Source organism: Mesorhizobium sp. M0894 (assembly GCF_040319725.1).
Classification (GTDB): domain Bacteria; phylum Pseudomonadota; class Alphaproteobacteria; order Rhizobiales; family Rhizobiaceae; genus Mesorhizobium.
This window is the reverse complement of the sequence record NZ_JAMYOG010000005.1, coordinates 124594-137954: the sequence shown is the minus strand read 5'-3', so window position 1 is coordinate 137954 and position 13361 is coordinate 124594. Positions and strand designations below refer to the sequence as shown.

General features: G+C 61.2%; 10 protein-coding genes and 2 pseudogenes. 1 reads left to right on the top strand and 11 read right to left on the bottom strand.

Annotated features, from left to right (window positions below; translation table 11 throughout):
• Positions 1–8: 8 nt before the first annotated feature.
• Positions 9–767 (bottom strand): SDR family oxidoreductase, encoded by a 759-nt coding sequence (locus tag NKH91_RS12070; RefSeq protein ID WP_352483840.1) that lies wholly within the window; start codon positions 765–767, stop codon positions 9–11.
• A 66-nt stretch (positions 768–833) separates the two neighbouring features.
• On the bottom strand, positions 834–1625 hold the full coding sequence (locus NKH91_RS12065) for an alpha/beta fold hydrolase (RefSeq protein ID WP_023716991.1): 792 nt from the start codon (positions 1623–1625) through the stop codon (positions 834–836).
• 470 nt (positions 1626–2095) lie between these two features.
• Between NKH91_RS12065 and NKH91_RS12060 the strand changes: the two genes are divergently transcribed.
• Complete coding sequence (locus NKH91_RS12060) at positions 2096–2323, top strand: DUF680 domain-containing protein (RefSeq protein ID WP_352483839.1); 228 nt, start codon at positions 2096–2098, stop codon at positions 2321–2323.
• Between the two features lie 258 nt (positions 2324–2581).
• Here NKH91_RS12060 and NKH91_RS12055 read toward each other — a convergent pair whose 3' ends face one another.
• The 9 genes and pseudogenes from NKH91_RS12055 to NKH91_RS12020 all read right to left on the bottom strand — a co-directional run bounded on the left by NKH91_RS12055 (position 2582) and on the right by NKH91_RS12020 (position 13102).
• Positions 2582–3331, bottom strand: coding sequence for a glucose 1-dehydrogenase (locus NKH91_RS12055; RefSeq protein WP_352589056.1), 750 nt, complete (start codon positions 3329–3331; stop codon positions 2582–2584).
• A 113-nt stretch (positions 3332–3444) separates the two neighbouring features.
• Entirely contained in the window at positions 3445–3807 is a 363-nt protein-coding gene (locus NKH91_RS12050; RefSeq protein ID WP_352483837.1) for a hypothetical protein, read from the bottom strand.
• Between the two features lie 49 nt (positions 3808–3856).
• Positions 3857–4837 carry an alpha/beta fold hydrolase gene (locus NKH91_RS12045; protein ID WP_502896349.1) on the bottom strand — a complete coding sequence of 327 codons (981 nt, stop codon included), beginning with the start codon at positions 4835–4837 and terminating at the stop codon, positions 3857–3859.
• 569 nt (positions 4838–5406) lie between these two features.
• On the bottom strand, positions 5407–6090 hold the full coding sequence (locus tag NKH91_RS12040; RefSeq protein WP_352483882.1) for a response regulator transcription factor: 684 nt from the start codon (positions 6088–6090) through the stop codon (positions 5407–5409).
• Positions 6080–6469, bottom strand: coding sequence for a response regulator (locus NKH91_RS12035; protein ID WP_352483835.1), 390 nt, complete (start codon positions 6467–6469; stop codon positions 6080–6082). The genes NKH91_RS12040 and NKH91_RS12035 overlap by 11 nt, the downstream gene beginning before the upstream one ends.
• Before the next feature lie 2 nt (positions 6470–6471).
• Positions 6472–7113 (bottom strand): response regulator transcription factor, encoded by a 642-nt coding sequence (locus NKH91_RS12030; protein WP_023716982.1) that lies wholly within the window; start codon positions 7111–7113, stop codon positions 6472–6474.
• A pseudogene (locus tag NKH91_RS32350) lies at positions 7110–7769 on the bottom strand (sensor histidine kinase); the annotation flags it as partial. The pseudogene NKH91_RS32350 and the gene NKH91_RS12030, both read right to left, overlap by 4 nt.
• Positions 7770–7799: 30 nt before the next feature.
• Positions 7800–9572, bottom strand: a pseudogene (locus NKH91_RS12025) (MASE1 domain-containing protein); the annotation flags it as partial.
• Between the two features lie 404 nt (positions 9573–9976).
• Positions 9977–13102 carry a PAS domain-containing protein gene (locus NKH91_RS12020; RefSeq protein ID WP_352589051.1) on the bottom strand — a complete coding sequence of 1042 codons (3126 nt, stop codon included), beginning with the start codon at positions 13100–13102 and terminating at the stop codon, positions 9977–9979.
• Between the last annotated feature and the right edge of the window lie 259 nt (positions 13103–13361).

Sequence of the window (13361 nt, the reverse complement as noted above, 5' to 3'; positions counted from 1 at the left end):
ATGATTACTTATTTCGGTGGTGTGTATCGGCTGAGCCAATCATCGAAACGCACGGCGCCGATGCGCGCGTTCTCGCCGGGCACCAGCGTTCGATCGTCGATTGCCACCTGGCCGTAGTAGAGCGCGCCGGGATCCGGGACGACTTTGCGCGGGTCGTTGGTGGCCTTCAGGAAGCGCTCGACAAGTTCGCTCATGCGAACGCGCTCCGGGCCGGCAATTTCGATCATGCCGTTCAACGGCGCGGCAAGCGCGACGTCCGCCATCGCATCGGCAACATTATCAGCCGCCATGGGTTGGAAGTAGGCCGGTGACATATGAATGGTATCTCCGACAGCGCCCGTGTTTGCGATGGCGGCGGTGAATTCGAAGAACTGCGTGGCGTGAACGATCGTGTAGGGAATTCCGGACTCCCTGATCAGCTTTTCCTGAAGCAACTTGCCGCGGAAATAGCCCATGCCCTGCAGCCGGTCGGTACCGACGACCGACAGCGCCACGTGATGACGGACACCGGCAGCCGTTTCGGCGGCAAAAAGATTACGCCCGGATGCCTCGAAGAACTCCAGGGCAGCCTTTTCCTCGAACGACGGCGAGTTCGCGAGGTCGACGACGACCTGCGCACCGGAAAGCGCGGCGGCCAGACCCTCTCCCGTAACGGTGTTGACGCCCGAATTCGGCGACGCCGCAAGCACGTCGTGTCCTTTGTTTCGCAGTCTCTCCACGGTCTTTGAACCGATCAGCCCGGTTCCGCCTATGACGACGATCTTCATGTCTAGTCTCCTGGTGTTGCGTGTCTATTTTCGTTGCTCGATCGGATGCTGGGCGTTTCCGGCCTGCTACTGACTGACCGATGCAGCAGCATCCTCGATGAGTGACGTGACCTCGTCGGGATGCGAGACCATGAGCGCGTGGGACGCGCCCTCGATGACGACGGTCTTTACCGCGTGCGCACGCTTGGCCATGAAACTCATGACGGCTGCCGGGATGTTCCGGTCATCTGAGCCGTAGATCATGTAGGACGGCAGCGTCTTCCATGAGGCGACGCCCGAGGCTTCAGCCAGAGCTGCCTGCGCAACAGGGCGTTGAGTGGCAGCCATCAGCAAGGTCTGCTCTTCCGGAACGTCGGCGGCGAACTGGGCGCGGAACTTGGCCGGCTGGATGAAGAGGTCTTGTCCGCCGTCCGGCAACGCGACTGGAGCAAGCGCGCTACCCAAGGTGCTGCCGGGAAACATGCTGGACAATGTAAGGCTCGATTCGCCGGTATCCGGCGCGAATCCCGCCACGTAGACCAAGGCCTTCACATTGGGATTGCCATTGGCGGCCTCGGTGATGACAGGCCCGCCGTAGGAATGCCCCACCAGCACGACCGGCCCGGAAACCGACCGGACGATGGCTGAGACTGCTTTCGCATCGCTGGCAACGCTGCGGAGCGGATTGGCTGCGGCTATCGCTACATAACCGTCTTTGCTGAGTTTCGTGATGACTGCGTCCCAACTCGACGATTCCGCGAAGGCGCCGTGCACCAGTACGATCGTCGGCTTGGGCTGAGAATTCGCGGCCTGCGCCATCCCGCCGCCCGACGCGGCAAGCGCCGCAGTGAGCGCCAGGACTCGAGTTATGTTTCGCATTTGCTTTCTCCCGTGTGGCCTGTGGTGACCAATGCTCAGGAGAATGCGCCGATGCGGCCCGCCAACCTATTGTGCGGAAGGGTCTGTCATACAATGCCAAGGTGCAGGGTAGGTCACCAGGGAGATCAGGTGCCTTGCAGCATGATTGAGGTATCTATGCCGAGTGTGCACTGTCGGCAGCCGTCTGAGCAGACACTGAGGGCGCGCGCGGCCGGAGAGTGTTTGCAAGACGCCGCTGCCGCCGTGGCGAGAACCTGGCGCGGTCGATCCGTTGAGCGCTGGTGAGCCGGCCGGATCGAACACGGCGGCAAAGCCTCCTCTCGTCAACGACATAGTTCCTGGCCTTCGGCCCGCATCGCCCAATGCCTTGGTATGGGTCAAACCGCCGGACCGTCTGATCGTGTCGCTGGGTCACGACATTTATATTTGTATGGGTGAATACCATCCAAGCTATTAATGGAGTTACTGAAATGAAAATGACAGTCCTTGCTGCCGTCGCGCTTGTTATTACAGCAGGAAGCGCCATTGCCGGAAGCGACCACTATGGATCAAACGGAGCCCAGCAGCCTGCGACTGCGTCTGACAACATGTATACATCCTCGATCAGAAAAATGAACAGCGATACCGGGGTGCCGAAAACCGTACGCAAGCCGACTGTTCCCAACGATGAATATGGCCAGGGCATCTGGGGTCACTGATCCCGACCTACAGAAAATTGAAGGACCGGGGCGAGACCTCGGTCCTTCAGCCCTATCGGCGAGCCGACTTCTCTCTTGCGCGTCGATCCCTGCAATGCGACTTGCCGCTTACAATTTGCACCACGTCGGCGAAACGTCTCGCCTCCGACCTATTTGGAGGGATTCGTGCGGCAGCTTCCCGGAAAATCGTCGTGAGGAAGACCGATTGCTCAGGCATTATTCGGCCGTCTATTGGCGCGACGACTTCGCAGTCGTGGCTCAGAGCACTGCCATCCCGCCGTCGACCCGCAGATTGATGCCCGTGACGAAACTGCTCGCGTCCGAGGCAAGGAACAGGGCGGCTTTTGCCAGCTCTTCCGGCTGCCCCATCCGGCCCAAGGGTATTGCCTCAGCCATCGCCTTTTCAAACAGCCCGCGCTGCTCAAACGGTATGCCTAGCTTATCGAGAATAGCCGTATCCACCGGACCTGGGCTAAGCACGTTGACCCGGATACCGCGAGACTTCAGTTCGATCGCCCAAGCGCGCGCAAAGGCATTTATGGCCGCCTTGGAGCCCGCGTAAACAGCATGACCGTCCAGAACCTTCTCGCTGGCCAGCGAGCCTGTGAGGATGATTGCGCCGCCGTTCCGCATGATCGGAATCAGCTTCTGGACGCCGAAGAAGACGCCTCGCGTGTTGACGGCAAATTGCGCATCATATTCTGCCTCGGAGACGTCGGCCGAGTGGGTGATGGTGTTTACGCCGGCGTTCGCCATATAGATGTCGAGCGCCCCGAACCTCTGGAGGATCTGCTGCGCCACCTCATCATGGTGCGCCACGTCGGCCACATTTCCCTGAATGCCCAGCGCGCCTGCCCCGATCTGCGCGACCGCTTCCTCGACCGCCTGCCGCCGGCGGCCGGTAATGACGACTTGCGCGCCCTCGGCGGCAAAGATTTTTGCAGCCGATAGTCCGATCCCGCTGTTTCCGCCGGTGACCACCGCGATCTTGCCTGAGAGTGCGCCCATGTCGTTCCTGCCTTCGAAAAATTGTGCCGGTGCTGCTGCGATAGTCGCAACCGCTGGCCAAGAAAATTTCACGCCGAATTGAGACCGCCAAAATGAGCGGCAATCGCAAACGGCTACCGATTGATAAACTCGCGGCGCTTAGCCAGTTTGACGTCTTGGAGAGCGCAGTGGCCTTCAAGGCAGAACAAGCGCGCGGCGGCGACCCCCGACAGCGCGACGTAGTGTCGAACACCGGCGATCGCCTCCGCGCTGCACAGGCGCGGTTGCCCGAATGGCAGCCGTGTCGCAGCACATGTTTCGCGCCTTTGCCAGCGCTCCAGCTCGATGGCGCAGTGGTTCGGTTCCACAATCCGGGACATGAGCCGGCAGAACCAGCATTCAGGCCACCGCTCGGCTATGCGAGCGCACAAGGTTTGACCTGGCGCGCCACCCGAAATGCGGTTCAGGGCGCGCGAAATATTGCCAAAGGTGGTCATCGGCGGCTCCAAGGAATTGCGGAAAACATGCGGTCGTGACTGAGGCTTGCTATCCTTTGATGAAGGCGAGCAGGTCAGCATTGACCTGATCCTGGTGCGTGGCCGTAATCCCGTGGGGTGCGCCGGGGTAATAGATATCCTTTGCGCCTTTGATCAGTCGGGCCGACTTGACTGCCGAGTCCTTGACGGGGACGATCTGGTCGTCCTTGCCATGCAGGACCAAGGTTGGCACATCGAACTTCTTGAGATCCTCGGTGAAGTCGGTCTCGGAGAACGCCTTGACGCTTTCGTACGCGTTCACGAGACCCGCCTGCATGCTCCAGAGCCAGAACTGATCCAGAATCCCCTGGGAAACCTTGGCGCCTGGCCTGTTCGCGCCGTAAAACAACGGTGCGAGGTCCCGGTAGTACTGCGAACGATCCTTGACGAGGCCAGCCCTTATGCCGTCGAATACCTCGATCGGCAGGCCTTCCGGATTGGCCGGCGTCTTCACCATGATCGGCGGAACAGCGGCGATAAGAACAGCCTTGGCCACCCGCTTCGTCCCGTGCCGTCCGATATAGCGAGCAACCTCGCCTCCTCCGGTGGAATGTCCGACCAGCGTGGCGTCCCGGAGATCCAGCGCCTCGATCACGGCTGCAAGATCGTCCGCATAGCCATTCATGTCGTTGCCGGACGTGGCCTGGCTCGATCGCCCATGGCCGCGCCGGTCATGCGCAACCACGCGGAAGCCGTTATGGGCAAGAAAGAGCATCTGGCTGTCCCAGGCGTCGGAATTCAGCGGCCATCCGTGCGAAAATGTGACGACAGGACCCTTACCCCAGTCCTTGTAGTAGATTTCGGTGCCGTCCTTGGTCGTGATGGTGCTCATCGTCTTGGTTCCTTTGGTTGAGGGGGAAGAGGGAAGGTTTTGTTTTCGGCTCGCGGCCGAAGCAGCGCGGGGCAGTCCGGCGGCAACGGTGGCGATCAGGCCGGCCAACAAGACATCGCGGCGAGATCCGCCGACGGAGAAAAGTCCGTCGTTGTTCATCATGTCCATCCATGTGCTTTGAACATCCTGCTCACCATCACGACCGTCGAATCGGCCCGTGCGGTCGCGGTCGGGGAGGAACGAGCGAGGAGCGGTAGAAACGCGACGGTCGTGATGGCTTGCGAGGAACAGGATGCACCGATCCGGGCCGCGAACCTATTCTACGGAAGCATCTGTCATACGATGCCAAGGTGCAGGGCAGGCACGCCGAGGATTGGGGACGGGCCGAGGCAAGCTCTTATAGACATACGTCAATTTAGGCTTGGGTAGCGGCGCGGGACCGACGCGGCATGGCCGGCGTCAGTTGCTGTGCATGAAATGTTGCGAGTTTGTCGGTCAGACCGGCGCCGCAAAAGAGCGCCGCTCAGAGGTAGCGATGTTGGCGCGGGCCTGGCCGCAAAACACCCAATAGGACCACCGATGTACATCAGGACCACCCGCAGCAGCAGGAGCGTGCCGACGGGCAGGAAGGCCTTCGCGCGCTGAAGAAGCAAATTTCCCACAGCCTGAAATGGCCGGGCGCGCTGGGCAATCCTATTGGATGGGGCATGGATCGGCTTGTGCCAATTCTAGACCTCGCGCATCGGCGCGGGCAGCGTTTCCCACGCCCGGATCAGTTCACCGATGGAAGCGGCTTCCATCTTGCGCATGACATTGCCGCGGTGAAGCTTGACGGTCACTTCACTGATGCCGAGGTCGAAGGCGACCTGCTTGTTGAGGCGCCCGCGCGCCACTTCACGCAGGACCTCGCGCTCGCGCGGCGTCAGCGTCTCGACGCGCTCGATGTTGCGCTTGACGATCACGGCATCCGCCCGCCGTTTGGCGTCCACCGCAATGCCCGCGATCACGGCGTCAAGCAGCGTCTGATCCCGCACCGGTTTCGTCAGAAAGTCCACGGCGCCGGCCTTCATCGCCTGGACAGTCATCGGGATGTCGCCATGCCCGGTCAGGAAGATGATTGGTTTGGGGTTGCCGTTTTTCGCAAGATGGTGCTGCAGATCGAGACCGCTCGTCCCTGGCATGCGCACGTCGAGGATCAAACAGCCGGGGCTCTCCAACACGTCGGCGTCAAGCAATTCACGGGTCGAGGTAAAGCACACCGGCAGAAAACCCGCCGACAGGATCAATTCAGACAGCGCCTCCCGAACAGAGGCATCATCATCGACAATAATGACCAGCGGCTGCTCGGCTTCAGCCCTCCGCTGCTGTGATGACGGCGTCGATCTCCGTAAGGGCAATTGGTCAACTCTCATGTTTAGCCTCCGTTTCTGGGTTGCGTAAGGCGTCGCCGATCGCCGCAAGCAGTGCCTGGCCATCGAACGGCTTGCGGAAAAGCCTGCCAATGCCCTTGGCGCGGTGCTGATCCACTATCTCGTGGCGGCCGGTGATCAGGAACACGGGCAGATCCGGACGCGCCTTCTTGACCAAGTCGCGAAGTTCAAAGCCGTCCATGCCGGGCATCCCGATGTCGGTGATAAGCATGTCCAATCCAGACAGGCCGCTGACCAGCAACGACCTCGCCGACGAGAAGCTGCGGGCCACATAGCCGGCGGACTCCAAGAGGTCCTCCAGCGACTCGAGCAGTCTTGGGTCATCGTCGACGATCGCCACGACAGGCCTCCGCTTGCTCACCCTCAGCTCCCCCCTGCCCGGCGCGAGTGCGTGATCGGTATTCCCAATCGCTCGGCGATGCGCACGAGGTCGGCGAGCGACGCCGCGACCATCTTCTGCATGACGTTCCTTCTATGAATTTCCAGCGTAACTTCGCTGATCCCCAGCTCAGCGGCCGCCTGCTTGTTGAGCAGGCCGCTGACCACCAGCGGCAGCACCTCACGTTCGCGCGGCGTCAGTTCGAGATAACGTTGCTTCAACACGCCCAGCTCGGCGCGCTCCGATCGCTGTGCCCGATCCTGGGCAATCGCTGCATGGATTGCGGCCATGAGGTCTGCATCGCTGAAGGGCTTAGTCAGGAAATCCACGGCGCCGTGCTTGATCGCACGCACGGAGGACGGGATATCGCCATGTCCTGTCAGGAAAACGATCGGCGGATGATCGCCCTCGGCAATCTGCCGCTGCAGATCGAGGCCGTTGATATCCGGCAACTCGATATCGAGGATGAGGCAGGCAGGGACGTCCGGCTTGTCAGCGCGGATATAATCGCCCGCCGATCCGAACGCTACGGCACGCATGCCGTGCGCAGCCAGCAGCTCACTGAGCGCCTCCCGGATGCGTTCATCGTCATCTACGATGAAGACAATTTGGCCGTCCGTCGTCATGACGCCGCTTTCGCTTCAATCGGCAACGTGAAGATAAACGTCGCTCCACGTGGTTCGTTCTTCTCGACCCATAAACGCCCGCTGTGCGACTCGATGATCGAACGGCAGATCGCCAGTCCCATGCCCATCCCTTGCTCTTTCGTGGTAAAGAACGGTTCGAATATCCGGTCGGGAAACTCGACGCCCCGGCCGTGATCGCTGACTTCGGTCTGGACAACATCCCCGATATGGCGCACGCGGATTTTGATAACTCCGTCGTCCGCACCAGAGTCCATCGCCTCCATGCCGTTGCGGATGAGATTGACCAGAACCTGCTGGATTTGGACGCGATCGAACGCGACTAGCGGAATGTCGCTTCCGATATCAACGCTGATGCGAACGCCCCGCCGCATCGCTTCCTCGGTCACGAGGTCGCGTGCCTCTGCGATGACACTGCTGAGCGTCGCATTGGTTCTCGTCTCGGTGGATTGCTTGAACAGCGCGCGAATGCGGCCGACGACGTCCGCCGCCGAGTTGGCGTCCCGGATAATGCGCTCGGCCGTAATCTTCGCGCGTTCGACGTTCGGCGGTGCTGCGGACAGCCAACGGTGGCATGCATGGGAGTTGGCGACGATCGCAGCCAGCGGCTGATTCACCTCGTGGGCGATCGAAGCCGAAAGCTCGGCGAGACTTGCAGCCTGAGCCGCTTGCGCGAGTTTGTCGGACGCTTGTCGCAGCGCTTCCTGGGCGCGCACCTCTTCGTCGATGTCGAGGGAAACCCCGTACCATTGCACAACCGCCCCGTCCTCATCACGCCGCGGCTCCACCCTGCACTCCGCCCAGCGATAGCCATCTGTTTCGCGCCAGCGAAACCGCATCGCGGAACCGCCGCCTGTTTCGAAACAATTCAGCAACGTGCTCAGCACCTCGGGAGCATCTTCGGGATGAACCAGTTCTTGCAGCAATTCCTCGATGCGCGGCTCTCCGAGTGCTTCGAAATCAGCGATCACGGAGCGGAAATGGTCCTGGTACCGCTTGTTGAAGTAGACCGGCCCGCCGGTCGGCACCGCGCTCCAGATGCGGACCGGCACAGCGTCGATCATCTGCTGAAGCTGCAATTCGCTCCGCCGCAGGGCCTCTTCAGCTTGCATTTGATCGTCTATGTCGTGACAGAGGCCGTACCACTGGACGATGCGGCCAGTGTGATCGCGCATCGGCTCCGCCCGGCTCGACATCCAATGATAGACGCCATCGGCGCGGCGCAAGCGATACCTCATGGAGAAGCGCTCGCCGGTGGCGAGGCAGTGACTGAGCGTATCGCCGAATGCTGCTGCGTCGTCCGGATGGACGCCGGCCTTTATCATCGCCGCCAGCCGGCTGATGCCCGGTTTGTCCAAATCCGTTACGTCCAGGCCGAGAAAGTCGACCATGCGCTTGTTGAAAAAGGTCGGATCGCCATCGGGCCTCAGGCGCCAAACGTGGCTCGGAACCATGTCGACAAGCTGCGAGAGCTCCCGCTCCCGGTCGCCCAATGCCTCAAGGCTTTCACGCAAAGTGAGCACCGCCGCCTGATGCTGCCGGGATATGGCGGCCACGACGAGCGCCGAAAATGCCGAGATGGCCAGAAAAAGCTGCAGCATGATCTGGTTGTGCTTCTGGGACTCGGGATCGCCGGCAAATTGGCTGGCGCCGGATATCGTGAATACCGCCGTGATCAGAGCGAGAACGGTCAATGCTACGGCGGCGCCTCTGAACTCAAAGCGCACTGCGGCCCAAAGAAGAGGCGGCATGATGATGTAGGCGAAGGGCAGATAGCCGCTCAAGGAAAGGGCGGCGATACCAAGAAAGATCAGCCCCAGGACGCAAGCTTCCATCCACCGCGCTGCTGAGAGCTGCGCCTTGCCGCGCCAGTTCTGGAACACGACCAGCGCCAGTGGCGCTACGATCAGGACTCCCGTCGCGTCTCCGATCCACCACAGCGGCCAAGCCGTCGCAAAGGTTTGCGATTGTATGCCAAACCACGCAAGCGCCGCACTTCCCACCGTCGCGCTTGCGACTGGCGCAATTCCAGCGGCCAGTACGACGAATGCGAGAACGTCGCGCAAGGTTTCCAGCCGAACTGGGCGCTTGCAGGTCTGGTTCACGAGCCATGCGCCGGCCACCGCTTCAAGAGCGTTGCCGGCAAAGATCAGGAAGGCCGCGGGCAGCGGAGTGTGGAACCACAAGAAGTTGCTGAACAGTTCGGCCAGACAGGCCCCCAGCACCCACCACGGCCAGCTATACCTGGAGGCGAAGACAAGCGTAGCGATGAACAGTCCGCTCGGAGGCCAAATGGAAATCCCTGTTCCAGGTATGATTGCGAGCGACTGGGCGAAGCCGCAGCCCAGGACATAGACCGTAATAAAAAGCCCCAGATGCAAGAATTGGGGACGGTGCGACCAGACGCGCGATAACCTGCCTCTTTCAAGATCGCTGATCATGTTGCCGCGAATCAGGCCTGGTTCACTCGTCGCCAAAGATCGGCCACTTCCTTGCAATCCCGGTCCGGATCGGTCGAAGTCATGCTTTAACGCGCCCGTTGCGTTGGAATCGGTCTCGCCAAGTGAGTTGGGCGCTGTCGTCATCGGGTGCCCCTGACGGACAAACAAACTCTGGAGATTGTCGGCGCTTCGTATAGCACTTGCTCTTGGTAGCTGGATCTGGGCTGACGGACTCACACCGTCACCCTAATCCCGCCACGCCCCAACCGCACCTCATGGAAATCCATGCATTGCGCGGGGGCAGCGACGCCCTTCACCGAAAGGAGAATAAACCAAGCGTTTGCTGAGCGCCGCCGGATACGTTCAGCATCGTCCAAGATGAGGACGATTGTCGTCGTCCGGCATCATTGCACAGCTTTCGCTTCAACCGGGAGAGTGAAGATGAATGTCGCTCCATGCGGCACACTGTTCTCCGCCCATAGGCGTCCGCCGTGAGACTCGACGATCGAACGGGAGATCGCCAGCCCCATGCCCATCCCATTCCCTTTCGTCGTAAAGAACGGCTCGAATATCTTGTTAGGACGTTCGATACCCGGGCCGCGGTCGCTGACCTCGGTCTGGATCGTGTCCTCTATCCGGCGCACACGCAGCCCGAGAACCCTGTCCGTGGTGGAGTCCATCGCCTCCATGCCGTTGCGAATGAGGTTGACCAGGACCTGCTGGATCTGGACGCGATCGAAGGCGACGAGCGGAAGATTGCTTTCGACATCGATGTCCATGCGAACGCGACGCCGTATGGCTTCCTCGGCCATGAGGTCACGCGCTTCGGCAATAACGCTGGGGATCGGCGTGCTGGTTCTCATTTCAAGCGAAGGTCTGAACAAGGCACGGATGCGGCTGACGACATCCGCCGCCGAGTTGGCATCGCGGATGATGCGCTCGGCCGTGATTTTCGCGCGCTCGACGTTCGGGGGCACGGCGGACAGCCAACGGTGGCATGCGTTGGAGTTGGCGACGATGGCGGCCAACGGCTGGTTCACCTCATGAGCGATGGATGCGGAGAGTTCGGCAAGGCTCGCCGCCTGGCTCGCACGCGCAAGTCTCTCTTGTGCCAGTCGAAGCTCCTCTTGTGTTCGCACCTCATTTTCGATGTCGAGGCAGATAACGTTCCACTGCACGATGGCACCTTCAGCGTTGCGCATCGGCGCGGCGCGCGTCTCGACCCAGCGATATTCACCATCGAAGCGCCGCAGACGGTGCCGTCGCGCATACGGCTCGCCGGTGGACAAACAATGGGCATATCTCTCTTTGACACCTGTCAGGTCGTCGGGATGAACACCGGCGTCGAGTGTGCCAGCCAGCCGGGACTTTCCCGCTTCGTCCAATTCCTCAAGATTGTATCCGAGGAATTCGCGGAGCTGCTGGCTGCGATATATCGGTTCTCCATCCGGAGCGGCGCAATCGATCATTGCCGGCAGCGTTTCAACGAGCTGCCAGAGCGCACGTTCTCTCTCGCGCAGCGCCTCTTCGACGCGCAGCTGGTCGTCGATGTCGTGCGTAAGGCCGTACCATTGGACGATGCGTCCACCTTGGTCCCGCAGCGGCTCCGCGCGGCCCTCCATCCAGCGATAAACGCCGTCGGCACGCCGCAGGCGATACTTCATGAAGAAGCGCTCGCCGGTGGCGAAGCAGCTGTTGAGTGCTTCCCTCAGGCTGGCGGCATCGTCGGGATGGACGACGTTGGCAATGAAGGCCGCCAGCCGGCTCGTGTCCGGCTTTTCCGCGTCCGCTATGTCCAGGCCGAGAAAATCTATCAGGCGCCTGTTGAAAAAGGTCGGCTCGCCGTTCGAAGACAGCCGCCAGAGGTAGCTCGGAACCATGTTGACGAGCTGCGAGAGCTCTCGTTCGCGGTCGTGCAATGCGGCCTGCGTGGTCACCAGATCATGGATGTCGACGCTCACGCCGTACCACTGGAGGATGCTGCCATCTTCGTCGCGCAGCGGCTCGGCGCGAGTCTCGGTCCAGCGATAGCCGCCGTCGGCCCTCCGTTGGCGATATCTCTGAACGTAAGGCACGCCCGTTGCGAATGAATGGCGGATCGCCTGCCGTGCGGTGTCGATATCGTCTGGATGGATCACGCTCAGGGACGGCGAGCCGTCCGGGGCGGTGATGTCACCGAGCGTGGCCCCGGTTACGTCGGTGAACCGCTTGTTGACGTAGGATGGCCTTCCCTCCCGTGTCGTACTCCAGATCAAAGCGGGCACGGTGTCGATAAGCTGCTGAAGGCGCCGCTCACTTTTGCGCAACGCCGCCTGCGCGCGCACCTCATCGTCGATGTCGAGAGAAACCCCGTACCATTGCACGACCGTTCCGTTGTCATCGCGCCGCGGCTCCACCCTGCACTCAGCCCAGCGATAGGTGCCGTCTTTTTCGCGCCAGCGAAACCGCATCGCGGAGCCGCCGCCAGTTTCGAAACAATTCGATAACGTGCGCTGCACCTCGGGAGCATCTTCGGAATGAATAACCTCGTGCAGCAGCGTTTCGATGCCCGGCTCGCCGAGAGCATCAAAGTTCGCGATAACGGAGCGGAAATGGTCCTGGTATCGCTTGTTGAAGTAGACCGGCCCGCCGGTCGGCATCACGCTCCAGATGCGGACCGGCACGGCGTCGATCATGTGCTGCAATTGTCGCTCGCTTCGCCGCAACGCCTCTTCGGCGTGCATCTGATCGTCTATGTCGTGACAGAGGCCGTACCACTGGACGATGCGGCCGGCGTCATCGCGCATCGGCTCCGCCCGGCTCGACATCCAGCGATAGACGCCATCGGCACGGCGCAGGCGATAGCGCATGGCGAAGCTCGCACCGGTAGCGAAGCAACCACGGAGTGCATCGCCGAATGCTGCTGCATCGTCCGGATGGACGCCGGCCTGTATCATCGCCGCCAGCCGGCTCATGCCCGGTCTGTCCATATCCGTTACGTCCAGGCCGAGAAAATCGACCATGCGCTTATTGAAGAAAATCGGCTCGCCGTCCGGATCGAGCCGCCAGATGTGACTCGGTACCATGTCCACGAGCTGCGAGAGCTCCCGCTCGCGGTCGCGCAATGCTGACTCCGCCCGCTTCTGGTCCTCAATGTCTATTGTCGTGCCGTACCATTGAATGATGCGGCCCTGACTATCGCGAAAAGGTCGTCCTGAGCTTCGAAACCAGCGATAGACGCCATCGGCGCGCCGCAGACGATGCTCGGTGTCATAGTGATCGCCGGTTTCGAGGCAATGCCGCCATCTGGCGGCGACACGATCATAATCGTCGGGATGGACGGCTCGACGCCAGCCGAACTCATCGTCGTCTTCGGAGGTGTTGAGATCCTCATGCGTGTTGCCGAGGAACGCCACGGTGTTTGGGCTCACAAAGGTGAATCGTCCGGCGGCATCGGCTGCCCACGCGTGGCCGGGCATACTCTCGATGATTTGCAGCGCGAGCGTTGCTTCGGGGTCGATTTCGCCAAGTGAGTCGGACGCTGCTGTCATTGGCTTCTCCTGTCGGACAAAGAAAGCCTGGGGACGGTCAGCGCTTTATATAGCACTTGTTTTCAATATCTGGACAGGCGAACTCACCGCCTAAATCTAGTCCCGCGATGCCCCGGCTGCATCTCATGGAAATCCATGCATTGCGCGGAGATATCGCCGCTGCGGCGGCCCGGCCGCTACGGCGCGCCTAACGATCGCCTCGGGCAAGAAGCGACGCGGATCGACGCGTCAACACCCACCACTGGGAAATACGAGCCGG

Bases quoted from the DNA above. Each gene is read 5' to 3' on its own strand.
- NKH91_RS12070 (WP_352483840.1), bottom strand. From the start codon at position 767: ATGAAGATCGTCGTCATAGGCGGAACCGGGCTGATCGGTTCAAAGACC.
- NKH91_RS12065 (WP_023716991.1), bottom strand. From the start codon at position 1,625: ATGCGAAACATAACTCGAGTCCTGGCGCTCACTGCGGCGCTTGCCGCG.
- NKH91_RS12060 (WP_352483839.1), top strand. From the start codon at position 2,096: ATGAAAATGACAGTCCTTGCTGCCGTCGCGCTTGTTATTACAGCAGGA.
- NKH91_RS12055 (WP_352589056.1), bottom strand. From the start codon at position 3,331: ATGGGCGCACTCTCAGGCAAGATCGCGGTGGTCACCGGCGGAAACAGC.
- NKH91_RS12050 (WP_352483837.1), bottom strand. From the start codon at position 3,807: ATGACCACCTTTGGCAATATTTCGCGCGCCCTGAACCGCATTTCGGGT.
- NKH91_RS12045 (WP_502896349.1), bottom strand. From the start codon at position 4,837: ATGAACAACGACGGACTTTTCTCCGTCGGCGGATCTCGCCGCGATGTC.
- NKH91_RS12040 (WP_352483882.1), bottom strand. From the start codon at position 6,090: ATGAGAGTTGACCAATTGCCCTTACGGAGATCGACGCCGTCATCACAG.
- NKH91_RS12030 (WP_023716982.1), bottom strand. From the start codon at position 7,113: ATGACGACGGACGGCCAAATTGTCTTCATCGTAGATGACGATGAACGC.
- NKH91_RS12020 (WP_352589051.1), bottom strand. From the start codon at position 13,102: ATGACAGCAGCGTCCGACTCACTTGGCGAAATCGACCCCGAAGCAACG.